Origin of the sequence: Collinsella aerofaciens (genome assembly GCF_028206995.1) — a bacterium.
Taxonomy (GTDB): Bacteria; Actinomycetota; Coriobacteriia; order Coriobacteriales; family Coriobacteriaceae; genus Collinsella; species Collinsella aerofaciens_AQ.
The window spans coordinates 90,499-114,338 of record NZ_JAQLFL010000003.1 but is presented as its reverse complement, the minus strand read 5'-3'; the positions used below and the strand labels follow the sequence as shown (position 1 = coordinate 114,338).

The window sequence follows — 23,840 nt, the reverse complement described above, 5'->3', positions numbered from 1 at the left end:
ATGCGCGCGAGGGACGTTGTCGCGAGCCACCTGCCCCTGTCGCGCCTACTCTCCATTGACGAACACCACCGCGCTCCACTCGGAGGAAAGGGTTAGCGTGAGGGAGCCCCTGCGGTCGGACAGCTTAAAGTCTGTCGCCTCGCCCCCGACGGTCATCGTCCCCTCGTAGATTAAGGGGCGCGGCGACGATCCGTCCGAGCTCACCCACTGGGAGGTCACGTCGAGGTCGTATTCGCCCGAATGGTCCGAGGCGAGCCATGAGCTCTCGCGCGGAGCATCGGTGTAAGAGCCCTTCCTCTGGTATTCGCCCTTCGTGAATGCGAGCGAGCCGTTGTCGAACGAGAGCGTCTCTGCGACGGTTTGGGTCGAGGGCGGGTTTTTCACCGACCAGGTGGCGCTCTCCAGTGTGTCTCTCACCCTGTCAGGCGTCGCCGCCGTGTACTCGTCGTAGTAGGACTGCGCCGCGGACTCGTCCACGAAGTACCTCTCGCCGTAGCCCTCGGACCCCGAGGGCACGTAGCTCCCGTCGTCCTGCCTTACGAGCGTGACGGTGCCGAGCTGCGAGGAAGACAGGACCACGTCATCGTCCTCGGCTTTCCAGTCGCCACTGAGTTCGGTGGAGCCGACGTAGTGCCATGTGTCGTCGTCGAACTTGATCGTCGACGCGCTTCCGGGCTTGTTCGCGCACACCTTGCCGAGGGCCACGCTGCCGCAAACCGAGTAGTAGTAGAGGGTCTTGCCGCTGATACTGCTCTTGCCGCACCCGGCGAGCCCGAGCGAGCCCATGACGGCGAGGGGTCCCGCTGCGAGAAACGCCCTTCTAGAGATTTCAATGTTCATCGTGCTTCCTCCCAGATTGAAATCCTCTGATTCCCGTATTGTAATTCAAACTGTCACTTATATAGGTGTGACTTATATAGAACAGGGCCGAATCATTGACACCGACGGTAAGGAGGTGCCAATGACTCAACTGGGCCCCAAGATGCGCGTGGGGCTTCGCGTCAAGGAATTGAGGGCCGGACTCGGCGTGAGCCAAGAGGCCTTCGCATATTCCATCGAGATGTCGCGCACCTATTTCGCCGAAGTCGAGACTGGCAAGCGCAACGTCTCCATCGAGAACATCGAGCGCATCGCAGGCGGGCTCGGCGTCTCCCTGCGAGAGTTTTTCAATTCAGACCTGTTCGATGGATAGCTCGGCGGCGGGCTTCTGACGTCATTTTTCGACGCTGTGGTTCGAATGCTACGCGTCACCCTGGATTCGGTTTTCCGCCACGAAGCGGCGGTGCAGGATAAGGCTCCACTACGTTTCGCCGGAGGCAAACGGCGCAACTCGGCGAGCCGAGTTCGAAAGCGCAGGTAGATGCCTGTGCTGAGAACGGAAGGCGTCCATATCCGCGTGTAATGCGCGGACATGGGCGTGTAGTAGATCGAGGCGTTTTCGCTGGTTGTGGACGATTACGAGGCTAGAAGCCTTCGGGAACGTAGCTTGTGACTGCTTGCGGCCTCGTCGGTGCCGTCGTGCCATCGGTAGTACACGGGCCCTGCCAAACGTTCGGTACCGTCTCGTTCCTGATCTCGCGGCGAGCGGTCGATTGCTCCATAAGTGCCCGTTCGGCCTCGGGGGACGCCATCCCGAGCATGGGCCCGACGAAGGTCTCGGTGACGTCCCTGCTGGGGAAGGCCATAGGTACGCCGTCGTGGATCACGAGGGCTCCTGTCTCGCGGCCCGTCCAGCGTTGAAGCTCGTCGGGCGTGATGAGCGGCCTGCGGACGAGTCCCTCGCTCGTGCCGGTTGACCCGGTGTTCGTTCCCTTCGTTCTGCTCGTGGACTGCGCGATCGCGGTGTAGGAGCCCATCGATTCCGAGAGCTTGCGTGCCGTGTCGAGGTTGGAGCATGAAAGTATGACCTTATCTTTGAGAAGGTCGAGTATTGTCTCGGCTTCCTCGCGGCTGTAGCCGGAAGCTGACTGGAGCTGTAGGAGCGACTGGCAGAACCACAGGACGCTGATCCTCTCTGATCTCATCTCACCGAGGTCCTGGACGATGCGTTCGCTGCGGCCGAGGGACGCCGCCTCGTCGAGGAGAAGGACGGTCTCTACGGGACAGCGGCCGGCGTGGGCGCCGGCGCAGGAGCGCAGCGCCGAGAGCGCCTGTGAGACGAACGTCTGCACGAGCCGCTTATAGTTTCCGGTTGCTGAGGAGGACGAGACGAAGACCACAGTGGGCTCCTCGCCGATGCCGCCGAGTTCGCACTCGTCGTCGTGCAGCATTCTCGCCACGTTGCCGTCGATGTATTCGGTCAGGCAATTGCTGAGGGTCGAGACGATGCCCGGGCCGCCTCCGTGCTCGCCGTTGAGGCCTCCGAGAAAGGGGAGTGCGGGGTCACCTGAAGGCAGAGATGCCGCCAGGGCGGCGACGCGCTCGAGCGCTCCCTTCTCGCCCGAGGGCGAGATCGCCGCGGCGACGGACATGACGGTCTTTTCCTCATTGGGGATGGACGGACCCTCGATGAGGGCGAGGGAGATGCCGACGAACAGGTTCCGGGCCCCGTCATAAAAGAACGGCTGTCCCTTCGACGGTGCGGGTACTATGCAGCGCGCGACTTCCCGCAGCTCGCGGGTGCAGCCGCCGGTTCCCTCCGCATTAAAGGCTTCCTTCGCCCTCTCGAGCGGGTCGAACCGCGCCGAAGAGGCGGGCGAATCGAACATCACGTCGACGATGCGGTGCGTGCCGGCCTTTTCAAACGTCGGCTCGAGAAAGGCGCGGAGCTCCCCTTTGATGTCGTTGATGATGAGGGAACGGCCTTGCTCGAAGTTAGCCAAGGCTGACAAAATGGCGACTCGACGGCTCTTGCCCTCGCCACTCTCGGCAAGGATGCAAGCGTGGACCGAGTCGATGAGCCTGACGCTCTTCCCGATTTCGCCCACGACCAGTGTGCCACCCGAGGGTCTTTCGCCCTCCTGCCACGATTTGCTCTTGCGCTTAAGCTCGCCGTGTGCCGAGATGAGCCTCGCGTCGCCGTGGATGGGCGCGCCCGGCGCGCGGCGCCCACCGACCCAGGTCCCGTCGTGGAGCCAGCGCGACCAGTCGAAGTGGCTCCAGACGCCTGCTATCGTGGAGATGGCGAGGGTCGCCATGCATCCCACGAGGAAGGCGTCGTCCTGGATCAGCTCTGGCAGGACTTCGAGTGGGTTTTGGAACATGGTATCGGGGAGTTCGGGTGCTGCGGCCGTCCCGAAGCTTGTGAGCGTCGCGGCGATGCCGGTGACCCATGCTTTCAGCCAGTGCCATGCTGCCGGCAGTAGGATGAGCGCGATCGCGGTCCCAGCGGCCGTGCCGGCGGCGACACAGCGCTTGAAATGCGCGCCCTCGTCGACGTTGAAGCTCTTCTGCTTGCTCATAGAATCATTCCCTTCACTATGGTTTTCGCGGGGTCGAGTACGATGCCCGCCGTATCGCCCCTGATCGCGGCCGATGCAGCGGCTGCGAGCGCCCTTGCGAGCGCGCGCTCAGCTTTCTGGCCGACCTCATCTGACAGATCCTTCTTGCCTCTGGGGTTCTCCGTTGCGAATGCGAGCGCTTTGGTAAGGGCCCTGCTCACGGCAACCGGGGCTTTTGCCATAGAAAGCGCGTAGGACGGACATGACCGGAGACACCTCTCCGGGATAGGCCTGAGCTCGCGGACGGCTTCTCGCGCCCCCTCCAGATCTTCACCGGTGACGCAGGCGCGGACCTCGCCGATGAGCGGTTTCATGCGCTTGCGCTCCGTTGCAGGCCCGCCGTCCGGCCTTGCGGACCTCATCAGTTCCCTTTCGGGGTCCGTTGTCCGGTCGGGTGCGATGACCCTCAGCAGGGCGTTGCCCTGGCGCGCGCGTAGCTCCTGCATGGCGTTGTTCACGTAGCGGTCCCGCGCAACGCTTTCGAGGCCTTTGAGGCCGGCGCAACGCTCCACGGACTTGCTGTAAGCGGCGCTCGCCCCTTTGATTTCAGGATGCCTCGACCCTGCTTCCGCGATTGCGACATCGACGGCCTTGGCGACATCTGGGTGCCAGCGGCGGAGGTGCGCGTAGGAGATTCGGCCGTCCGCAGGCAGCGTGACGCCAATCTCGTCGGCGGGGATTTGGCGGACGGCGTCGACCGCCCGCGACCTCGCGAGGTCGCGGGCCTCATACTCGGCCGCGAGCGCCGGGGCCAGGGCCGCGTCGGTGAGCGCGTTTCTAGCCCGGTCGAGCCTGTTGCGGGCCATGAGTGAATCGAACGAGCCATCGGACGACCACGCAATAACGTGCGCGTGCTTGGAATTCGGGTGGTTTTCGTGCTCGGCGGCTACCCAACGGACGCTGGACTCGGGGATGCCCATTGCCTCGGCAAGCGCCGGCGCGAGGTTTCGGCGGCAGAAGCGCTGCCAGTCCTCCTTGCACGCGAGGTCGAGCTCGCATGCCTCGTCCCTGCGGACGCTGAGCACAACGGTAGCAATCGCGCCGTCAGCCTTTTCGAGCTCCTTGCGGGCCGTGCGGAGCTGGACGGCCCCGTTCTGGTCGAAGAGCGCGGTCGACCCGGGCCTCTCGGCGCAGTAGCCGATGAGCCCCATCCTCTCTGCGAGCTCGTAGCGCTTGAGGTCGTCGACGGTTGCGGATTTGTCGGCCCCCTCGCGCGTGGCGACGTACTCGACGTTGTTGGTGATGACGGCGGAACGCCCGCGCGACCCGGAGAGGTGCACACGGGCGTTCACGACGAGGCTGCTACGACTTGCCATCGGACAGACGCTCCCTTGCCTCCGAGAGCGTCATGCCGCGCTGCATGAGGCCGGCCTGCTTGTCGTAAGCGGCGTAGATGTCCGAGGCGCTCACGCCATCCAGGCCCTCGAACGTGCCCTTCTCGATCTCGACCGCCGCGATGGCCGCGACGATAGAGGCGCGGGTCGCGCGGTGTACGACGCGCGCGATGCGGTCCTCCTGCTCAGCGTTGCGTTCGTCGAGCATGTGGTCGAGCTGCTCGAGCAGCGGCTGCATGACGCCGCGCAGATAGGTTCCGAGCTCAGTGGAGTAGAGCGCCAGGCCGTCGGAGGCGAGCCCGGCGGCGATGAGCTCGCGGGCGGCTGCGCTGTCGCTAAGATCCTTGGAAACCCCGTAGGCGTGGAGGCGGCGATATGCCTTGTCAGGGAGCCGGAGGCTCATGACCTTCGACCCGTCTTTTCCGATGGCCATTTTAGAGTCCCTCGTTCGGGAGGGGCGCACCGACGGCGCGGAGGGCGGCGATGTTCTCGGGCGTGCGCTCGTAGGTCCTGGGCCAGAAGGTGATGGGTACCATGACGAGATCGTCGCGGGGGATTCCGTAGGCGAAGAGATAGGCCGCGATGGCATCGCTGTACTCTACGTCGTCGACGTTGAAAGTGTCGGTGAAGAAGATGCCTGTGGGGTCGTCGTTGCAGCCCTTGACGAAATAGACGCCGTTTCCGCCTTCCTTGAACGGGTTCAAGACCTTGCACTCCCGCTTCGCGTAGTAGGCGATTCCGGCGCGAACGACGCGCGTGAAACCCGGACGCTCGTTGACCCGCCCTGCTCGCGTGAAGTTCAGGCCGGGATCGGATTCCAACAGATGGGAGAGTACGGAGTCGACGGCGTCGCCCTTGTGCTCGGGGATTGTCCCGAGGAGGTCGGCGAGGCGCGATTTCATTTTCTCGATCAGTTTCATCGTGTGTTTCCTTTCTGCCGGTGCCGCACGGGTGCCGGCAACTCGCTTGAATGTCTTGGTTAGCGATGGTTCTAGCTGCGGAGAGACTGCGTGGTGCCGAAGGTGCCGAGGAGCGGCCAAGAGTTTTGGAATCCATGGCACCTTCGGCACCGTCTGCCGAGTCTTGCAGGTGAAGGGCGGTGGACAGGGTGCCGCTGCGACATGCTGCGGCACCCAATCGGCCCTAATCCGTTTCCCGGAACACCCAACAGCGTTGCTTGCCGTATGGAGGGCAGAGGCGCTTGTTGCCCGGAACCCATCCGGGGCACTGCGACGAGAGGATGCGGCTGACCATCTTGCAGTTGGCCTTGGTCTTCTCAAGGTGGAGGGCCTTGTCGAGGATTTCGAACGTGCACATGGGACGGTCGGTGTTGCCGGGAAGATATGCGAGGACCTTCTGAACACAGGGGTCCTCCTCGACAAAACGTCCGCGCTGTGCGGTTGCCTCGACCTCCATCTCGGGCGTGAGGACGGTCGAGAAACGGGGGTCGCCCGTCTTCATCCACGTGCGGGCCTCTGCCCATGCCTGCCGGATGGCGGTAGGAAAGCCCTCGTCGAAGACGGACTTCTCCGTGCGCTCGATGCCGCAGAGCACCGGGAGGAAGCGCCTTGCGCCGCTCGTCCGCTCGCGGATGAAGTCGGCCTCGTTCGTGGTGCCGACGAAGACTACGCGCCGGGGGAAAGCTTCCGTCCGTCGACAGTAGGCTCCCCGGAACTCATCTACCTGACGTGTGATCCCGGCCTTCACGCTCTCGACGGAGCGCTCGGACATGCCGTTGAGCTCGGGGATCTCGACAATCCACTTGCCCCGGTTCTGCTCGCCCGTGAGCTTGACGTCGCCGAGGTTGATCACGGAGTCGCTGAAATACTCGTCGCGCATGGCGAGGCCCCTCGCGAAGGAGGACTTGCCGATGCCTCCGGCACCGCACAGGATGGGCATGTAATCGGCCTTGCAGCCCGGGCTGTAGACGCGGGCGATGCCCTCGCAGAACAAGATGCGCTCGACCTCCGAGACGTATGCGTTCCTCTCCGCGCCAAGGTAGACATTGAGGAGTGTCCCTACGCGCGGGATGCCGTCCCAGGTGAGGGTATCGAGCATGGCAACGAGCGGGTCATAGGCGTTGTCCTCGCCGACGATGGTCAGCGCGAGCAGCATGAACTTCTCCTTCTGGAGAGAGATGATCTGCTGGAGGAGGGCGAAGAGCCGTGCGTCGTCGCTATCGCGCCACCGGCGTTCCTGCGAATCTGCATCCCAGGGCAGGGGCCCAGTCTTGAAGAGCTCGTTCGCGAGACGGTTGTAGCCGACGTTCAGGGGAAGAGACTTGAGCTCCTCGACGATCTCGTTGACCGTCGGCGGGGAGCGGCGCTCCGGGGACTGCGGCTCGGGGGCGTCGTCGTGCTTCTGCGTGCCCATCAGATCGCCTCACAAGAATGGTGACGGCGAGGGCCATTGATGGGGTGGTTCTTGGCGGAGGCAAGTGCTTCGAGCCGGCGGAGGCGAAGCTCCGTGTCGATAAGGCGCTCGACCAGCTCTTCCTCCGACAAGGGGTGGTCGAGGCGGTAGTCGCGCAAGACGGCGCGGCGTCGGGCGGAATTCATCATGCTAAGATTCATCGACAGAGTCCTCCTTACGTGTGGGCTCATGTTTTTGGACGACGGCCGAGCTTTGGTAGGGGAGGCCGTCGTCCAGACCCAGGTTTGCGATGAGGGCGTCTTCAAGCTCCACGGGGGAGCGCTCGGGCGCGAACGATCCGGCAAAGGCGGCGAGCGTCTCAAGCGACTCGACGAGCTCGTCGTCCATATCTCCTGCGCGCCGGATACGCCGGAGTTCCGCTACGACAGGTCCCATGCGCTCCTTAACCGCCTTGCGCATACGGGTGGTTGCAACCACAGTAAAAGTGCCTTCCAGCAGTCTTCTCGCGATGAAGTCCTGCTTCGACAGACCGCTCAAAGCGACGCGGAGGTCGAGCTGGTCCGCTTCTGCGGGCGACATGCGGAAGGCGATGGTCTTGCAGCGACGGCGTCCCTTGGCGTCCACAATCGGCCTAGACATCCGACATCACCTCGTCCAGCGCCTCCACGAGGTCGTGCTGGGTCGAGGGGAAAAGATGCGAGTACATCTCCGTGACCTCGGCGGTCTCGTGACCCATGCGGTCGGCGATCGCCGTGGGCGAGTAGCCGCTGTTGATGAGCGCACTGACGTGAGAGTGGCGGATGTCGTGGATGCGGATGCGCTTCACGCCCGAGAGCTCGCAACCCCTCTTCATCTCATGCGACAACGCGTGCTTCGTGACGGGGAAGAGCCGGTCGGTAGGGGCGATCTCGGGATGTGTCGACAGATAATCACGCAGCTCCTCACGAAGGAGGCTCGGCATGACGATGTCCCGCTTCGAGGCGCGCGTCTTGGGTGGACCGATAACGTCCTCGCCCTTGATGCGGGCGTAGGAATGACGGATACGGATAACGTTGAGATTGAAGTCGATGCCTTCCGGACGGAGGGCGAGGAGCTCGCCCTCGCGACAGCCCGAGAGGTAGAGCGTGAGGAATGCAAGGTAGATGAGCGGCTTGTCCTCGATGGCCTGGGAGAAGCGCTTGAACTCGGCAGGGGTCCAGTAGAGCATCTCCTTCTCGGGGCGCTTGGAGCCGACCTTTCCCGCCGCCAACATGGGATTCTGGGGCAGGCGGTAGAATCGGACGGCGTGGTTGAAGATGGCTGAGAACTGGTTGCAGATGGTGTGGAGATAGCTCTGCGACAGGTTCTGCTCAAGGAGCCAATTCTCCCAACGCACCACGTCCGCAGCCTTGACGTCACAAAGGCGCATGGGGCCAAAAATGGGCAGGATGTACTTGTCGATAATGGCATCCTTGGTGAGCCTGGTGCCGACTCGCAGTCGAGGGTAGATGTCACGTGCGTACATGGTTTTGACGAAGGCCTCGACGGTGACCTCGACACGCTCGTCGCAGGAGGCGAGGAAGTCGCGCTCCCAAGCCACAGCCTCCTTCTTGGAGGCGAACCCGCGCTTCGTCTTCTTATGACGCTCGCCCATAGAGTTGCGATACCAAGCCTCGACTGTCCAGGTCCCGCGCTTCTTGTCGCGGCTAACCGACATGGGCCATCGCCACCTTCTGCTTAGAAGGGGTGGAGAGAAGGCGTGCCTCGAAATACGAGCGCTGGACCTTCCCGGGGATGGTCATGATCCCCTGAGCTGCAAGCTCTGCATTCAAAGTCTTGATCAGCTTGAACGAATAGGACTTGCTCATGCCCGTGATCTCGGCAACCTCCTCCGCGCCGATAAGCTGACGTGTCATATGTAGTCTCCTTTCTAGGATGGGACACCTGTTGCCCCTTGTCTCGATTATGTACAAGAAAGGTATTAGCTACGACGAAAACTGGATTATTTCCAATCTGACCACATCTCCTACATTTTTTGTACGCACTAGATTTCGCGTGTAGACTTAAGGGCAGCTATTCTTTGGAGGTGTATCTGAATGACTGCCGTCGACTACGTCGGTACAATCTCGGAGGCCCTGTCGTCGTTTGCGGCCGACAGGGAGTGGGAACAAACGAGCAAGCGCTGGGGGAGGCAGCAACTATCTCAGAAACTGTTTTGCCTCCGCTCGGCGCGTAAATGGACCCGAAAGGTGGCTGCGCAGGCGGCGGGAATCCCGGAATCGGCCTTAAGGAATTACGAGCTGATGAAGTCGGCCCCGAAAGAGGAGCATCTTGAGGGGCTTGCGAGCGCCTTTGGCATACGAGCCGAGGCGCTTCGCTACTACGATTTCAGTGATACGGACCTAATTGCTCAGGCTTTCTTTCAATTTGCTGCGACATACGGGTTCGAGCCCGTTGCAAATGAGCGCTATTCTGCGCTCAAGCCGACTTCATCTTTCATGAAGGCGTTCCTGAAGAAATGGGCTGCTCAGTATGCTCAGGTTGAGAGCGACTCCGACCGGGATGATTATGAAAGATGGAAGGACAACTTCGCGGCTGACTTTGACCCGTCCCAGTTTCCCTTGCGCTACGAGTACGATCCGCGAGAGTCCTGGATACTGATTACGCCCTGGCAGAATAGAATGCAGTCGAAGAAACTGCCCGAGCTAAGGGCGCGGTGCACTCCTGCGAAGACTCAGCCGGATTTGGCTCGAGAGACCGATCTTTCCCTTGCAACGCTACGTTCGTATGAACAAGGGGCTAGGGTGCCAAAATTCGCTGCACTCCAAAAACTGTCTGCTGCTCTTGGCGTGAAGAGAGGGGCGCTAGTATTTACCGATTTCGGTAGTCCTGTCCAAGCGGCCCACGCATTATTTCAGCTTTCGGCCTCATATGGGTTGATTCCGGTTCAGCTGGAAGACGGCCCAGTGCTCCTCGCGAGGGGACCTGTTTCCGACTCTTTTCTTTTTGAATGGGCAAAGAAGTACGTGACTCGTGTGAAGTGGGCCGATGAATACGACGAGTGGCTCGATCGGTTCAGCTATTTCGAACATGATAAGTCCGATGACTATGTCGATAAGTTTCGGCAGCATACGATACGCCAACCGAATGGTTCGCTGCTTATTGACGGTCATGTTTATAGCGATTTCTGTCCCTTCGACGAACGTTTCAAGAGGGGATATGCGCTTGCTTAGCAAGTTTCTGCCATTGGCGGGTCGGAACATATTGCTTTGGGGCAAGCTGTTGGGAAGGGAGAGGATATGAATAAAGAAACGAAATTGGGCGATGGAGTCGCCAATGAGCTAAAGGAAGAAATCAATCGCGAGCTGTCTTCGATGGCTAAGAGTTTCATTCGAATCCTGTTTGCATACCTTAACGATAAAGTTCAGGGTATCGATTTTGATGATCTTCTAGGAAAACTGAGCAAGAAAGACGAGGACGAGATTATGTCCCTCTGGTCTTCTCAACTCGTAGAAGAAGGCCTAGTGCCAAGTGGGTATGGCGGCTTGCCGAATGATTTACTTATTGAAAATTTGCATCAAACAGGCTATGTAGATGGTCTCTATAGCGGGTACGTTCTTGCAATGATCTCGCTGGTAGATAACAATGCGCCTCGCGAGCTGATTGCTTCTGTAAAAGACGATCTATTTCCTAAACCTATAGCATTGCGCTACAGAGATTGCCATGAGTTGGTTTCGCGCCTTGATGATGAAAAATATCGCTGGGTCAAATGTCTGACGAAGGATGATCCAGCTGATTAAAGATCTCGAATCAACCTTTTCGTTTTATGCGTGAGGACCAAATGAGGACCAAATTCCGTCGAAGAAACGCCTGTTAGCTTGCATTGTAAAAAAGTGAGCTGCCTTTCTAGCTGCGGCGCTCGTTATCGAGTGGGAGTAGGCTGACAGGGTTCTGACCTGCACTTTTGAGTGCCGCACTGTGCTCCTGAGTTTCGTTTCGTACGAGAGTTACGGCAAAACCACCAGCGACATTGGTGAGTAAACTCGATTATCGAGCCTCCGTTCCCATGTTGGAACGGAGGCTTTTTCTTTGCCTTTTTACTCTCTTTCACCTGCGATTTCGCGATTTACTCCCCGTGTTTCAAGATGGAAGCGTTTGGTTGCGAGCCACGCCGCTGTGAGGGCCTGAGTCGTCAGGCCCCGCACAGGGGGACCGCGATGGTGGCCACCGCGCCGCCCGAGGGGCTGTTGGCGAGCGAGACGGAGCCCCCGTGGGCGCTCGCGGCCTCGGAGGCGGCGTGGAGGCCGAGCCCGTAGTGGCGGCCTCCGTCGCGCGAGGAGCGGGAGGAGTCGTCTGTGAAGAGGCGCTCGCAGCCGCGTTCGAGGGCGGCGGGAGAGAAGCCCGGTCCGTCGTCGGCCACCTCGATGACGAGGTGGCCGCCCTCGACGTCGCAGGAGACCGCCACGCGCGAGCGCGCGTGCTCGGCGGCGTTGGCCACGAGGTTCGCGGCGGCTCGCGCCAGGGCGGTTCGGTCGAGCGGGGCCTCGGGCGCGCCCGCGACAGCAGGGCCCGTGGTCGCGTCGAGCGTCACGCCTCGCGCCCGGGTGATCTGGGCGGCCTCGGCGAGGACCTGCTCGCAGAGCTCGGCTGGCCGCATGGGGGCCCTCTCCGCCCCGCCGGACCCGCGCGAGGCCTCGATGAGCAGGCGCACGTAGCCGTCGAGCCTTTCGACACTGCCGGCTATGTCGCGCGCGGCGGCCGCGAGGTCGGCGTCTTTCTCGTCTTCCAGCTCCTCCGCCACGAAGTCGGCGTTGGCGCGCAGCACGGTGAGCGGCGTCTTGAGGTCGTGGGCGAGCGACGCCACCTGCTCGCGCTGCCCCCGCTCCGCGGCCCAGCGGGCCTCGAGCGACTCGGCGAGGGAGGTCCGCATGGCGTCCATCGCGGCGAGGACGTCGTTCACCTCGCGCACGTTAGTGCTGCCGACCGCGAAGTCGAGATCCCCCGCGCCGACGCGCCCCGCTGCCTCCGCGAGCGGCGCCATCTTGCGCGAGATCACGCGGCTCGCACGGCGCGCCACGAGCGCGAGCGCGAGCGCGCTTCCCGCAGCGGCGCCGACGAGCATGAGGTTCTGCGGGTTGGGAAGCAGGCCGGCGAGGTCGCGCGAGACCCACTGCGGCAGGTACTCGCTGACGAGTGCGCAGGCCCCGCCGCCCTTGAGCGGGAACGCGGCGTAGGTGAGGCCCGAGCCTCCGCCCTCGATCTCCACTGTGCCCGGATCCGCGGCGAGTGCCGCACGGGCCATTTCCGTCGCGTCCTCGAGCCGCGTGCCCTCGAGGTCTGTCATCAGCACGTATCCGTCCTTATTCAGGATGAGGTAGCGGTACGCCGTCGGCACGTCCTGCTGCCCGCAGACGCCGTCGCGTGCCAGGCCCTCCGCGACCTCGCGCGCATTGGCCGGCCCCCAGCTTGCCTCGTAGACGAAGCCCGCGTTGATCGCCGCGGAGAGCGCCATGAACGCGGCGAGCCACGCCGTGGCGACCGCAGCGAACGCGTAGGCGAAGTAGCGCGCGATGACGAAGGAGAGCGGCATGCCCCCGCGACCTCGCGCCCCGGTCCTCAGAGCTGCCACTTGTACCCCATCCCCCAGACGGTCGCGATCGGATCGGCGCCGGCCTCGGAGAGTTTCCTCCGGGCGCGGCTGACCTGCATGGATATGGCCGCGTCGTCGGCGTCGCTCTCCCAGCCGAGCACCGCCTCGCGTATCTGTGCGCGGCTCATGACCTGCCCGGGGTGGCGGGCGAGGTACTCGCAGATGGCGTACTCGGTGGGCGTGAGCGGCACGGCCTCGTCGCCCACGGCGAGGCCGCGCGCCCCGAGGTCGATCCGCACCTCCCCGAAGGAGAGGGCGTGCGAGCGCGGCCGGCGCTCACGGCGTAGATGGGCCGCGACCTTGGCGCGCAGCTCCGCGGCCCCGAAGGGCTTGCGGACGTAGTCGTCGGCGCCCAGGCCGTAGCCGGCCACGGCGTCCTCCTCGGCCACGCGCGCGGTCAGGAAGATGATGGGCCCGTCGAAGTCCGGGCGGATCTGCCGCACGAGCTCGAAGCCGTCGAGCCCCGGCATCATGACGTCGCAGAGCACGAGGTCGAAGCGCGAGAGGTCCATCTCCAGGACCGCCGTCGGGTCCGCTGCCTTGACGACCTCATGGCCGTCGCGGCCGAGGACGCGCGCGAGCGCGTCGAGGATCGCCCGTTCATCATCCACTGCCAGTATCCTCGCCATGTTCGACCTCCTGAAACTCCCGTCGGCATTGTACTTGCGCCGCGCTCAGCGGTCCAGAGCCCCGCGCGCAGCCGCGGGCGCGGGCGCCCACATGGCGATCTCAGGGTTGGGCAGCACGCGGTCGGCGATCGAGCGCAGCGCCGACCCCCAGCCGGCGACGAGCGGGGCATTCCCGCCCAGGACGAGCGCTGCGGAGAGGAGGGCGAGCACGGCGGCGAGCGGCTTCCTACGCATCTGCCCTCCCGTCCTCGAAGCGGCAGAACCAGGCGATAAGGACGGCGGCGGTTGCCAGGGTGAGCACGAGGCCAGCGAGCGCAGTCGTGAGGAGAGGGCCCGCCGCGCGTGCGGCGTCGATGAAGGCCTCTACCCCGAGCGACCCCAGGCGCGCGGGCCAGGCGAGCGGCACCCAGCTCAGGGGCGTCGCCAGGGCACCGGTGAGCTCGCCGGTCATGAGGCCGTGTGCAAGTCCGCCCACTGAGAAGAACGCGAGGAGCACCCCCGCCGCGCCGGCGCCGATGGTGGCGTTGCGGCCGAAGCGCAGAGCCACGCCGAGCCCCAGCGCGTAGAGGGGCAGGCTGCCCAGCACGATGCCCGCCCAAGTGGCCGCAAGTGGAGCGGGCCCGAGCGGCAGGCGCCCGGCAACGGCGAGCACGGCCCCGAACACGCCGAGCGCCACGGCCAGCGCGCCCGCGCCGAGCGCCGCAAGGGCGAGCAGCTTCGCCGCGACGGCGCGCCCGCGCGAGGGGACTGCCGTGAGGTTGGCGAGGCGCCCGGCAGCGCGCTCCTCGTCCACGGCGAGCCCGCAGACGATGGCGGACATGAGCGGCATGAGGGCGCCGAGGAACTGGGCGTAGGCGTCTGCGCCCAGCGCCGGGTCCCATCGGGCTATGGAGAAGTACTCGCCGCAGGCAAGACCGGCTGCCAGGCCGCAGACGAGGTGCACTGCCGTGAGCGGGGAGCGCGCCAGGCGCAGGGCCTCGGAGAGCAGGGCCCGCGGGAGAGTCATGCGCGGCGTCGGGTCGGAGAGTCGTGTCATGGCCATCACCTCTCCTCGGAGCGTGCGAACCAGGCCGCGCCCGCCGCCGTGAGCGCGGCGAACGCGAGCGCGCAGACCGCAAGGCCCGCCAGTGTGAGCATGCCGTCCGCCGTGAGCGCCCCGCCGAGCGCCATGTCCGCCGCGAGTGGCTCGCCGCTCGGCAGCACGGGGATGAAGCTCGTGGGGATGACCATGCTCGCCGACGGCGGAAAGAGCTGCGGCAGCGGCATCAGCGACCAAGCGAACCCACCCACGAGCTGTGCGGCGAGCGGGCAGAAGATGCCCGCGAGCATGCCGAGCCGCGCCGTGAGGAAGAGCCCTGCGGGGATCATCCACGCCGCGGTCACCGTGTTGGTGAGCGCGCAGAGGAGCATCGTGAGCGTGCCCGCGGCCGTGAGGCCCTGCGAGGAGAACGCCGATCCCGCGAGGTAGATGCCGAAGACCACGAGGTTCGAGAGCATGCAGAGTGCGAGGCACCAGAGCGCCTTGGCCCACCAGGCGCGCCCGAGCGGGAAGCCCAGGCCCAGAAGCCCCCGCATCCGCGTACGAGCGTCCGCCCGCGCGACGCACGCCACCACGAGTGAGAGAGACACGGGCAGGAAGAGCGCGTACCAGTAGTTCCACGCGCTGAAGATCTGCACGCCCCGGTAGGGCATCGCGCCGAGCAGCGGCATCGGCAGCGCCATGAGCACGGCCAGGCGAACCGGTGCCGCGTGGCGCGACTTCAGGGCCTCGGCGCGCAGGCCCGCGAGCAGGCCGCCTTTCTCGCCCGTCATGCCGCCACCTCCCCGCGTGCTCGTCGCCCTTCCCGGCAGAAGCTCATGAAGAGTTCCTCGAGGTCCTGCCCGGGCCGAAGCGCATCCTCGTAGGCGAGGCGCCCTCCGCAGATGATGCCGATGGTGTCCGCCATCTGCTGCACCTCGGAGAGGATGTGGCTCGAGACGATCACCGTCGTGCCCGCCGCCGCGAAGCCGCGGATCTGGTCGCGCAGCTCCTCGATGCCGATGGGGTCGAGGCCGTTGGTGGGCTCGTCGAGCACGAGCAGGCGTGGCCGGGCGATCAGCGCCAGCGCGAGCCCCAGGCGCTGCCGCATGCCCATTGAGAAGCGCCCGGCGCGCTTCTTCCCGGTGTCCGCGAGGTCCACGGCGGCGAGCACCTCATCTATGCGGCTCTCGGGAAGGTCCAGCAGCGTGGTGCGCACGCGCAGGTTCTCGCGCGCGGTGAGGTTGGGGTAGAGCGGCGCCTCCTCGATGAGGCTGCCGATTGCGTAGAGGTCTTCGCGGCGCCAGGCGTGCCCGGCAAAGAGGATCTCCCCGGCCGTCGGCCGCAGCATCCCGCAGATCATCTTGAGCGTTGTCGACTTGCCGGCGCCGTTGGGGCCGAGCAGCCCGTACACCTCGCCCTCGCGGATATGAAGACTCACGTCGGCCACGGCATCCTGCGCCTGGTCGCCGCGGCCGAAGCGCTTGGTGAGCCCGCGCGTCTCGAGCATGTAATCCATGGGTTCGTCCTTTCTCTTTCGGGCGCGCGGGCCGAGCCACCGTGCCCGCGCGCCTTACCTTTCGGGTTCACCATCCATGGTGGGGCGCGTTTCTAACGAAGCCGTAACGGCCGTTGGGCTCTTTTGGCGCCAGCCCTTCTCGACCCGTACGCCACTCATGGTATGTTTATCGCGATAACAAGGACGGAGGTGCCCGTGGCACGCAATAAGTACCCGGAGGAGACGGTCGAGAAGATCAGGGGTGACGGCCCAGCGAGTGTTATTTTGCGAGCTAGGCGCATCGAAAGCGACCTTTCGTGGTATAAACTACTTGCCGGAAGCCGCGGCTTTCAGAGTACGGCTTACGTGTACGTTTAACCTCCGTGGGCGACGGGGTGCCGCAAGGCGTAGAATATCGCCCACCTGTAGGGGCCTGCAGCGATGCGGGCCCCGCTTCGTATGAAGGGGGCGCAACCGATGAAGATCGTATCCATCTCCCAGGACTTCTTCGACCTCGTCGATGGCGACCGTGAGCTCATGCTTAAGCACAATCGCCCCTGCATCGTGGTGGTGAGGCTGCGTTTCCGCGGAAAGCGCAGGGACTTCGCCGTGCCGCTGCGTTCCAACATCGCCCCTAACGTGCCCAAAGACCAGTACTTTGCGTTGCCACCCCGCCCCACGACGCGCCCCGGCTGCCGCCACGGCATCCACTACATCAAGATGTTCCCCATAACCAAGGCCTACCAGCGCCGCTTCAGGACCGAGGGCTCGGCCTACTACGAGACGCTCCAGCGCATCATCGATGGCAACACCAAACGCATTGTCTCCGAGTGCCAGGCGTACCTTGACCTCTATGAGCGCGAGGGAAGGCCCCGCTTTGCCGTCGACATCGATCGCATCGTGGGCCTGCTGGAAGGCGAGAAGTAGGGCACCTCGGCTCAGTCTCGAGCCATGCGGAGTCGCTCCGCATTTTCGAACGCCGCGCGTGCGTCCCAAATACTTGAGAAACAAGCTGTGAAGTGCGGTGGCGCGCCCGTGCCCGTGCATAGCCGTCACCATCAGCGTCTACGCGGCGTCGGCTTCAAGTGGAACTGGCGCCGCTGCTGTATATGGTTTGCCTTGCTGCAAATGGCAATCAATGCCCACGATGCTTCTGTTTGCGCTTCAGCTTTCGCTGCTCGAAGCGCGCATCAGCCTCTTCCGCGCGGCGTCGGCTTCTTGCATGAGCTGACTCCTGTTTCATCGCTTCTCTCTGTGCTGCGAGCGCCTGCTGCGCCTTGGTGCTCATCGCGGGCCGCTTAAGGGCTTTCGCCGCCTCACGGGCGCGCCGCTTGGGGTTCTTCGCGGGCTTGTTTGTTTCAATGGCCTTGTCGCCGAAGAACGAGAGCTTCTCCCATTCGCTTGTAACGAATCGCAGGATCTCCTCATCGGACGGCTCCGCGCCGAAGACGATGCGGGCGACGCCGTACTTTCCGCCCTCGACGTGCTCCGCCAGCCCGACCCAGAATTGACCGTCGTGATATACGGTCAGGGTGGACGACACGCTGATCTGCATGGCTGGTTCCTCCTTTATGTAGATAACCATGCAGAGAAGGGACAACCAAGGAGGCAGGTTACTGATGCGGACTCCCGCACGCCCACGACTACCCGACGGGGACTGTGTTTTCATCTCTGATGCCCGCATTGTAGCACGCGCGGACGCGCCCTTCATCGCTGCCGACATGACGTGGCTGAGATTCGTTCCTCGACACATCCTTTTGTATATTGCCTTCCCGGTTTCGAAACTTTAAATCAATTCGAGTTTCGAAACCGGGAAGGAGAGCGTATGTGAGAGGCGATTTGAGCATCAACTTGATGCTTGAGGGGGAGCTCGCGTCGCTTCTGCCCATCGGGGACGTGTTCCCGAAGGTCCTCATCTCCCGCATAGGGCATGAGCCCTGTACCCGGGAAGGCGTACTCGTGCTGGACCTCGCGCGGTGCTGCTCGGTGAGCAGGGGTTCTGAACACTGCGTAGGGATATAGCGCGACAGGGGGGGGTACAGCACCGTTTGCGCCTTGTCTAGAGAGCACGAACGAGAGATGTGGCCTGCGGACGACTGAATAGCTTCATCTGTTTTGGTTACAACGAAATGTGTGCCGCGCGCCTGCGGCATGAAGGAGGGGGATTTCTATGAATATCGTTGTATTGAGTGGTAGCCCGCGCAAGGGTGCCAATACCGACACCATGGTCGAGGCCTTTGCCGAGACCGCGCGCGAGGCCGGCCATACGGTCGAGGTCATCCGCGTTGCCGGCAAAAAGATCGCTGGTTGTCTGGGATGCCAGTACTGCTTTACCCATGAGGGCACCTGTGTGCAGAAGGATGACATGGCCGACGTGATCGAGTCGCTGAAAGGCGCCGATATGGTTGTCTTCGCTTCGCCTATCTACTGGTTTGATATCACTGCGCAGGAGAAGGCCGCCATCGACCGCCTGTACGCCTTCGGTGCTACGGGCTTCCCGTTCACCAAGACGGCCCTTTTGCTCGATAGCCATAGCGAGGGCGTCTATGATGCGGCGATCGCTATGTATAAGTCAACCTGCGCGTACTGCAAGTGGGAGGACCAGGGCATTGTCACCATCAGCGGTATGACCGAGCGCGACAGCATGGCATCGTCGCCCAAGTTGGAAGAGGTGCGAGAGCTCGCTCGCAAGCTCGCCTAAGGACAAGAAGAACGCATGGCAATCAGCGTTATTGGAAGTACTTGCCGTCCTTGCCGGGTGAATCGTTGATTGCCATGCACCGTTGCCCTTGTGGACAATCTCCGCGTGCTAGGAGACTTTCTCGCTCAGGAACTCCCTGAACGCGGGTATGTCAAAGCCGACGAGGCCACGTCCACGTTCCCCGATAACGCCGTCCTCGAGGAGGCGGCGTTTGTATTGGCTTGCGTAGTTGCTGGCGACGCCCATGCGTTTGGCTATCTCCGAGGTCCTGCTGGGGCCAGAATCGGGCAGCATCGCGAGCAAAAACTCAATGTCTTTATCGGAAAGCTCCCGATAGGTCGTTTCGAGAGAAGCCCGATGCCATGCTTCTCGAGTTGCCTGAAGATGCCATTCATGCACGTGCGCCAGTTGCCCTGGGCTTCTTGAACATATGTCCAATTGATGCCCACTGGACCAATTTGAACGCCGTTCATGCGCGCGTGAGACTGTGAAAGGTAGCTATCTGCCGCTTCTTTGGTTCGCTCGATAATATCTTCGAGCATGCCTGGCATGGCGGAGACATTTGCTGCGATCCATGGTGGCCCCTTTGCAGGTTTTGCTACTTTTTGCAACTTTTGCTAATTTTTGCAAGTTTTGCTAACGGTTTAACATGTCTTGTGCCGCGGGATTGCAGGAGTGAAAAACGGGGATTCCTATTATTCCGACTACGTTGCAACGAGCGGGGCCCGGAGCGCGATGTTGCTGCGCTCCGGGCCCCGCTGCATTGTAAAACCATGACGGTTTGGCTGCCGTTGTTTTAGTCAAACAAACTTGGCATGTCGTTTTCTTTCATGAGGGCACCGGCTGAGGGGAGGCTCTGCGCGGTGAACTTCTCGGCCGAGACGCCGGCGCCAAGGATCTCTTCGGTTGTGCCGACGGTGGTGACCGAGCGGCCCTTCTTGGCGGTAAAGGCCTGGACGCCCTGCGTGTTGGTAGTCGTCTTGGTCTTGAGCAACGACGTGTTGAAGTTCATCAAACGATAGTCGCTCGAGACCAGTGCGATGTCGCGGTCTTCCTTGAGCACCTGGGCATACAGCAGCTTGCTGCCGCCGTAGATGGCGTTCTTGAGGCGCTTGCGGTTGGTCTTGGTGACGTATCCAGAAAGTGCGACACGCACCACGCGGCCGTTCTCAAAGACAAACAGCACGTCGGCCTTATAGTCCTCGGGGTCGATGACCCAGATGACGCTCTCGTCGGGTTCCATCTCAAGATCGGTCGGCAGGTACGAGCCCAGCTGGGCCGACTTGGTGTCCTCAAACGCCGCAACCTTGCATTTGTACACCTGGCTCTTGTTGGTAAAGACCAGCAGCTCGTGGGTGTTGGAGGACGGGAACTCGATAAAGGGTTTGTCGCCGTCCTTGTACTTGAGCGTGGTCGCCTTCTTGAGCACGCGGTCCGTCATCTTCTTAAGGTAGCCATCGCGCGAGAGCATGATGGTCACCGGGTACTCCTCGACCTCGGGCTCCAAGCTTACCTCGATAACCTCATGGGGCTCGATCCTGCCCGTGCGACGCGGCATCACATATTTCTTGTTGACCGCGGCCAGCTCGTCGCTGATGACCTTCTTGATGTTCTCCTCGCTGGAGAGGATCTCCTCAAGCTCGGCAATCTCGCTCTCAAGCTTGGCGATGTCCTTGGTGCGGTTGAGGATGTACTCTTCGTTAATGTTGCGGAGCTTGAGCTCGGCAACAAACTCGGCCTGGGTCTCGTCGATGTCGAAACCCTTCATAAGGTTGGGCACGACCTCGGCTTCAAGCTTGGTGCCACGGATGATGGCGATGGCCTTGTCGATGTCGAGCAAGATTGCCTCAAGGCCGTGCAGCAGGTGCAGGCGCTCGGACTTTTTGCCCAGGTCAAAGTTAATGCGGCGACGCGTGGACTCAATACGCCATTTGACCCACTCGTGCAGAATCTGGCGCACGCCCATAACACGGGGATAGCCATCGACGAGCACGTTGAAGTTGCACGAGAACGAATCCTGTAGCGTGGTCGAGCGATAGAGCTTGGCCATGAGCTTGTCGGGGTCGACGCCGCGCTTAAGGTCGATGGCGATGCGCAGACCCGAAAGGTCTGTCTCGTCGCGGATGTCGGCGATCTCCTTGACCTTGCCTTCCTTGGAGAGCTTGACGATGCGTTCGATGATGACATCGGTCTTGGTGGTGTAGGGGATCTCGTAGACCTCGATGATGCGCTCTTCGGGAATCCAACGCCAGCGGGAGCGGATCTGGAAGCTGCCCAGGCCGGTCTCAATAATCTTCTCCATCTCCTCGCGGCGGTAGATGATCTCGCCGCCGGTCGAGAAGTCGGGCATGGGCATGTACTCGAGCAGGTCGCAGTCGGGATCCTGCAGGTAGTGCATCGTGGCGGTGCAGACCTCGTTGAGGTTGAAGCCGCAGATGTCGGACGCCATGGCGACGCCGATGCCCTTGTTGGCCGAGACAAGGATGTTGGGGAACGTGGTGGGCAGCAGGCGCGGCTCCTTCATGGCACCGTCGTAGCTGTCGACGAAGTCGACCGGGTCCTTGTCGATGTCCTTGAAGATCTCGGCGCTGATGGGGGAGAGCTTGGCCTCGGTATAACGCGAGGCGGCGTAGCTCAGGTCGCCCGAATAGTACTTGCCAAAGTTGCCCTTCGACTCTACGAAGGGGGCAAGAAGCGCCTCGTTGCCGGTGGCCAGACGCACCATCGTCTCGTAGATCGCGGCGTCGCCGTGCGGGTTAAGCTTCATGGTCTGGCCCACGATGTTGGCGCTCTTCTGGCGCTCGCCCTTGAGCAGACCCATCTTGTACATGGTGTAGAGCAGCTTGCGGTGCGAGGGCTTAAAGCCGTCGATCTCGGGGAACGCACGCGAGACGTTGACGCTCATGGCGTAGGGCATGTAGTTGACCTCGAGCGTCTGCGTGATCGGCTGGTCGGTGACCTCGGAGTGCAGGCCGATGACGTTCTCGGCGTTGACCTGCTTTTTCTTTGGCTGGTTCTTCGTCTTCTTCTTTGCCACGATATCCTCTTGAACTTCTTATGGGCCGTCGTTATCGATTTGCTGTTACTGCAGGTCCAGCTGGTCCAGGTATTCCTTGCCGTGCTCGGAGATATGGCGCTTGCGGCCTGCCTCGTCGTTGCCCAGCAACAGATTGAACATGGTCTCCATCTTGGTGACGTCCTCGGGCTCCACCTTGATCAGGCGACGCGTCTCGGGGTTCATGGTGGTGAGCCACATCATGTCCGGGTCGTTCTCACCAAGACCCTTGGAGCGGTTGATGGAGCACTTTTGGTCGCCAATCTCCTTGAGGATGCCGTTCTTCTCGAGCTCGGTGTAGGCAAAGTAGGTCTTCTCTTTGCAGTTGATCTCGTAGAGCGGCGATTCGGCGATATACACGTAACCCTCGTCGATAAGCGTGGGCACCAGGCGGTAGAGCATGGTGAGCACGAGCGTACGGATGTGATAACCGTCGACGTCGGCGTCCGTACAGATGATGACCTTGTTCCAGTTGAGGTTGTCCAGGTCAAAGGCACCAAGGTTTTTGATGCGCTTGTCCTTGATCTCCACGCCGCAGCCCAGCACGCGCATGAGGTCCATGATGATGTCGGACTTAAAGATGCGCGGATAGTCTTCCTTCAGGCAGTTGAGGATCTTACCGCGGACGGGCATAACGCCTTGGAACTCGGCATCGCGCGAGGTGCGAATGGCGCCTGCTGCCGAGTCGCCCTCTACGATGTAGATCTCGCGGCGGCTCTTGTCCTTGGAGCGGCAGTCGATGAACTTCTGCACGCGGTTGGCCATGTCGGTCTTCTGCTGTAGGTTGGTCTTGATGCTCTGACGCGTCTTCTCGGCGTTCTCGCGCGAACGCTTGTTGATGAGCACCTGCTCCATGATCTTGTTGGCAGCGTCTTTGTTCTCGATTAGGTAGGTCGAGAGCCGCTCCTTAAAGAAGGCCGTCATAGCCTGCTGGATAAAGCGGTTGTTGATGGCCTTCTTAGTCTGGTTTTCATAGGACGTCTGGGTGGAGAAGCAGTTGGTCACCAGCACCAGACAGTCCTGGACGTCCTGCCACTTAATGCCGCTCTCGTTTTTGTTGTACTTGCCCTGTTGCTTAATGTAAGCATCGATGGCACTGGTCAGAGCGCTGCGGGCGGCCTTCTCGGGCGAGCCGCCATTCTCGAGCCACGATGAGTTGTGGTAGTACTCCTGCATCATGATGGTGCGCGAGAAGCACATGCACGCGGTGATCTTTACATTGTAGTCGGGCAGGTCCTCGCGATCGCGACCGCGACGGTCGGCCTCGATAAAGAAGGGCTCGGTGAGGTAGTCGGTACCGACCTTCTCGAGCACGTAGTCTTCGATGCCCTTGGGATAGCAAAAGTCCTCTTCGGAAAACTCGCCATCGTCGCCCTCAATGCGCAGGCGGAAGGTCACGTTGGCGTTGACCACGGCCTGGCGGCGCATGGTCTCGCGATACCAATCGTGGGGGATGCTGATGGAGGTAAAGACCTCAAGATCGGGGCGCCATTTGATGGTGGTGCCGGTACGGTCCTCGTCGCTGGGCTCAATCTCGAGTGCCTTCTTTTTGGCGCCAACGACCTTGCCCTTTTTAAAGTGCAGGGAGTACTTGTTGCCGTCGCGCCAAACCGTGACGTCCATGTATTCGGAGGCGTACTGGGTCGCGCACGAGCCCAGGCCGTTGGTACCGAGCGAGAAGTCGTAGTCGCCGCCCTGGTTGTTGTTGTACTTGCCGCCGGCGTAAAGCTCGCAAAAGACGAGCTCCCAGTTAAAGCGCTTCTCGGAAGGGTTCCAGTCGAGCGGGCAGCCGCGGCCGTTGTCCTCTACCTGAATGGAGCCATCGCGAAAGGCGGTAAGGGTGATGAGCTTGCCGTAGCCCTGGCGCGCCTCGTCAACGGCGTTGGACAGGATCTCGAAGGCGGCATGCGCGCAGCCGTCGAGCCCGTCCGAGCCAAAGATGACGGCGGGGCGCAGGCGTACGCGCTCCTCGTCCTTGAGCTGGCGGATACTGTCGTTACCATAATTTGCGGTGTTTTTTGCCATACTCGCTCTCTCGGTGCTTCTTTGCTGCGTTTAAGTCATATAGATAGTCAAGGTAGCATAGCCCAGCCCACAGACGATTCCACCCAACACGAAATCCATCGAACAATCGTTCGATTAGATAATGAATGCTTGGAATGC

The 23,840-nt window shown here is 62.2% G+C and carries 24 protein-coding genes; 5 read left to right on the top strand and 19 right to left on the bottom strand.

What is annotated here, in order from left to right:
• Positions 1 to 45 precede the first annotated feature (45 nt).
• On the bottom strand, positions 46 to 840 hold the full coding sequence (locus tag PMX60_RS03620; RefSeq protein WP_271746920.1) for a hypothetical protein: 795 nt from the start codon (positions 838 to 840) through the stop codon (positions 46 to 48).
• 121 nt (positions 841 to 961) lie between these two features.
• Between PMX60_RS03620 and PMX60_RS03615 the strand changes: the two genes are divergently transcribed.
• On the top strand, positions 962 to 1,192 hold the full coding sequence (locus PMX60_RS03615) for a helix-turn-helix domain-containing protein (protein ID WP_117745728.1): 231 nt from the start codon (positions 962 to 964) through the stop codon (positions 1,190 to 1,192).
• 271 nt (positions 1,193 to 1,463) lie between these two features.
• Here the strand turns inward: PMX60_RS03615 and PMX60_RS03610 are convergent, their stop codons facing one another.
• From PMX60_RS03610 to PMX60_RS03570, 9 genes are all read right to left on the bottom strand, one after another.
• Positions 1,464 to 3,401, bottom strand: a complete 1,938-nt coding sequence (locus PMX60_RS03610; RefSeq protein WP_271746919.1) for a type IV secretory system conjugative DNA transfer family protein — start codon at positions 3,399 to 3,401, stop codon at positions 1,464 to 1,466.
• The gene (locus tag PMX60_RS03605; RefSeq protein WP_271746918.1) at positions 3,398 to 4,756 is read right to left on the bottom strand and encodes a hypothetical protein; all 1,359 of its coding nucleotides are present in this window, start codon (positions 4,754 to 4,756) and stop codon (positions 3,398 to 3,400) included. Before PMX60_RS03605 ends, PMX60_RS03610 begins: the two co-directional genes overlap by 4 nt.
• Positions 4,743 to 5,207, bottom strand: coding sequence for a hypothetical protein (locus PMX60_RS03600; protein WP_271746917.1), 465 nt, complete (start codon positions 5,205 to 5,207; stop codon positions 4,743 to 4,745). The genes PMX60_RS03605 and PMX60_RS03600 overlap by 14 nt, the downstream gene beginning before the upstream one ends.
• 1 nt (position 5,208) lies before the next feature.
• The gene (locus PMX60_RS03595; protein WP_271746916.1) at positions 5,209 to 5,694 is read right to left on the bottom strand and encodes a hypothetical protein; all 486 of its coding nucleotides are present in this window, start codon (positions 5,692 to 5,694) and stop codon (positions 5,209 to 5,211) included.
• Positions 5,695 to 5,917: 223 nt separating this feature from the next.
• Positions 5,918 to 7,147, bottom strand: coding sequence for a virulence-associated E family protein (locus PMX60_RS03590; RefSeq protein ID WP_271746915.1), 1,230 nt, complete (start codon positions 7,145 to 7,147; stop codon positions 5,918 to 5,920).
• Complete coding sequence (locus PMX60_RS03585; protein ID WP_147330584.1) at positions 7,147 to 7,347, bottom strand: hypothetical protein; 201 nt, start codon at positions 7,345 to 7,347, stop codon at positions 7,147 to 7,149. The genes PMX60_RS03590 and PMX60_RS03585 overlap by 1 nt, the downstream gene beginning before the upstream one ends.
• Positions 7,337 to 7,786 carry a plasmid mobilization protein gene (locus PMX60_RS03580; protein WP_271746914.1) on the bottom strand — a complete coding sequence of 150 codons (450 nt, stop codon included), beginning with the start codon at positions 7,784 to 7,786 and terminating at the stop codon, positions 7,337 to 7,339. The genes PMX60_RS03585 and PMX60_RS03580 overlap by 11 nt, the downstream gene beginning before the upstream one ends.
• A complete protein-coding gene (locus tag PMX60_RS03575; RefSeq protein WP_271746913.1) occupies positions 7,779 to 8,843 on the bottom strand; it encodes a site-specific integrase in 1,065 nt (354 codons plus the stop codon). Before PMX60_RS03575 ends, PMX60_RS03580 begins: the two co-directional genes overlap by 8 nt.
• Positions 8,833 to 9,042 carry a hypothetical protein gene (locus PMX60_RS03570; RefSeq protein ID WP_117745737.1) on the bottom strand — a complete coding sequence of 70 codons (210 nt, stop codon included), beginning with the start codon at positions 9,040 to 9,042 and terminating at the stop codon, positions 8,833 to 8,835. Before PMX60_RS03570 ends, PMX60_RS03575 begins: the two co-directional genes overlap by 11 nt.
• 180 nt (positions 9,043 to 9,222) lie before the next feature.
• On the opposite strand from PMX60_RS03570, the gene PMX60_RS03565 reads away from it, so the two are divergent.
• A complete protein-coding gene (locus PMX60_RS03565; RefSeq protein WP_271746912.1) occupies positions 9,223 to 10,359 on the top strand; it encodes a helix-turn-helix transcriptional regulator in 1,137 nt (378 codons plus the stop codon).
• A 66-nt stretch (positions 10,360 to 10,425) separates the two neighbouring features.
• A complete protein-coding gene (locus PMX60_RS03560; protein WP_271746910.1) occupies positions 10,426 to 10,926 on the top strand; it encodes a hypothetical protein in 501 nt (166 codons plus the stop codon).
• Positions 10,927 to 11,318: 392 nt separating this feature from the next.
• Here the strand turns inward: PMX60_RS03560 and PMX60_RS03555 are convergent, their stop codons facing one another.
• Genes PMX60_RS03555 through PMX60_RS03530 form a run of 6 tightly spaced genes read right to left on the bottom strand, consistent with a single transcriptional unit; the run spans position 11,319 to position 15,942 of the window.
• The gene (locus PMX60_RS03555; protein ID WP_271746908.1) at positions 11,319 to 12,716 is read right to left on the bottom strand and encodes a sensor histidine kinase; all 1,398 of its coding nucleotides are present in this window, start codon (positions 12,714 to 12,716) and stop codon (positions 11,319 to 11,321) included.
• A 26-nt stretch (positions 12,717 to 12,742) separates the two neighbouring features.
• Positions 12,743 to 13,405 carry a response regulator transcription factor gene (locus PMX60_RS03550; protein WP_227789913.1) on the bottom strand — a complete coding sequence of 221 codons (663 nt, stop codon included), beginning with the start codon at positions 13,403 to 13,405 and terminating at the stop codon, positions 12,743 to 12,745.
• Positions 13,406 to 13,450: 45 nt separating this feature from the next.
• Positions 13,451 to 13,639 (bottom strand): hypothetical protein, encoded by a 189-nt coding sequence (locus PMX60_RS03545; RefSeq protein WP_271746907.1) that lies wholly within the window; start codon positions 13,637 to 13,639, stop codon positions 13,451 to 13,453.
• Positions 13,632 to 14,447 carry an ABC-2 family transporter permease gene (locus tag PMX60_RS03540; RefSeq protein ID WP_227789912.1) on the bottom strand — a complete coding sequence of 272 codons (816 nt, stop codon included), beginning with the start codon at positions 14,445 to 14,447 and terminating at the stop codon, positions 13,632 to 13,634. Before PMX60_RS03540 ends, PMX60_RS03545 begins: the two co-directional genes overlap by 8 nt.
• Entirely contained in the window at positions 14,447 to 15,217 is a 771-nt protein-coding gene (locus PMX60_RS03535; protein WP_055309960.1) for an ABC-2 family transporter permease, read from the bottom strand. Before PMX60_RS03535 ends, PMX60_RS03540 begins: the two co-directional genes overlap by 1 nt.
• Entirely contained in the window at positions 15,214 to 15,942 is a 729-nt protein-coding gene (locus tag PMX60_RS03530; protein WP_271746906.1) for a lantibiotic protection ABC transporter ATP-binding protein, read from the bottom strand. Before PMX60_RS03530 ends, PMX60_RS03535 begins: the two co-directional genes overlap by 4 nt.
• Positions 15,943 to 16,398: 456 nt before the next feature.
• Here PMX60_RS03530 and PMX60_RS03525 point away from each other — a divergent pair, with 456 nt between their 5' ends.
• On the top strand, positions 16,399 to 16,848 hold the full coding sequence (locus PMX60_RS03525) for a hypothetical protein (RefSeq protein ID WP_196026013.1): 450 nt from the start codon (positions 16,399 to 16,401) through the stop codon (positions 16,846 to 16,848).
• A gap of 208 nt (positions 16,849 to 17,056) precedes the next feature.
• Here PMX60_RS03525 and PMX60_RS03520 read toward each other — a convergent pair whose 3' ends face one another.
• Entirely contained in the window at positions 17,057 to 17,476 is a 420-nt protein-coding gene (locus PMX60_RS03520) for a YjdF family protein (RefSeq protein ID WP_195233026.1), read from the bottom strand.
• A gap of 615 nt (positions 17,477 to 18,091) precedes the next feature.
• On the opposite strand from PMX60_RS03520, the gene PMX60_RS03515 reads away from it, so the two are divergent.
• Entirely contained in the window at positions 18,092 to 18,622 is a 531-nt protein-coding gene (locus PMX60_RS03515) for a flavodoxin family protein (protein ID WP_271746905.1), read from the top strand.
• 796 nt (positions 18,623 to 19,418) lie between these two features.
• Here the strand turns inward: PMX60_RS03515 and PMX60_RS03510 are convergent.
• Both PMX60_RS03510 and PMX60_RS03505 read right to left on the bottom strand, forming a co-directional pair.
• A complete protein-coding gene (locus tag PMX60_RS03510; protein ID WP_040358715.1) occupies positions 19,419 to 21,659 on the bottom strand; it encodes a DNA gyrase subunit A in 2,241 nt (746 codons plus the stop codon).
• Between the two features lie 45 nt (positions 21,660 to 21,704).
• Positions 21,705 to 23,702 (bottom strand): DNA gyrase/topoisomerase IV subunit B, encoded by a 1,998-nt coding sequence (locus PMX60_RS03505; RefSeq protein WP_138374938.1) that lies wholly within the window; start codon positions 23,700 to 23,702, stop codon positions 21,705 to 21,707.
• Positions 23,703 to 23,840 lie beyond the last annotated feature (138 nt).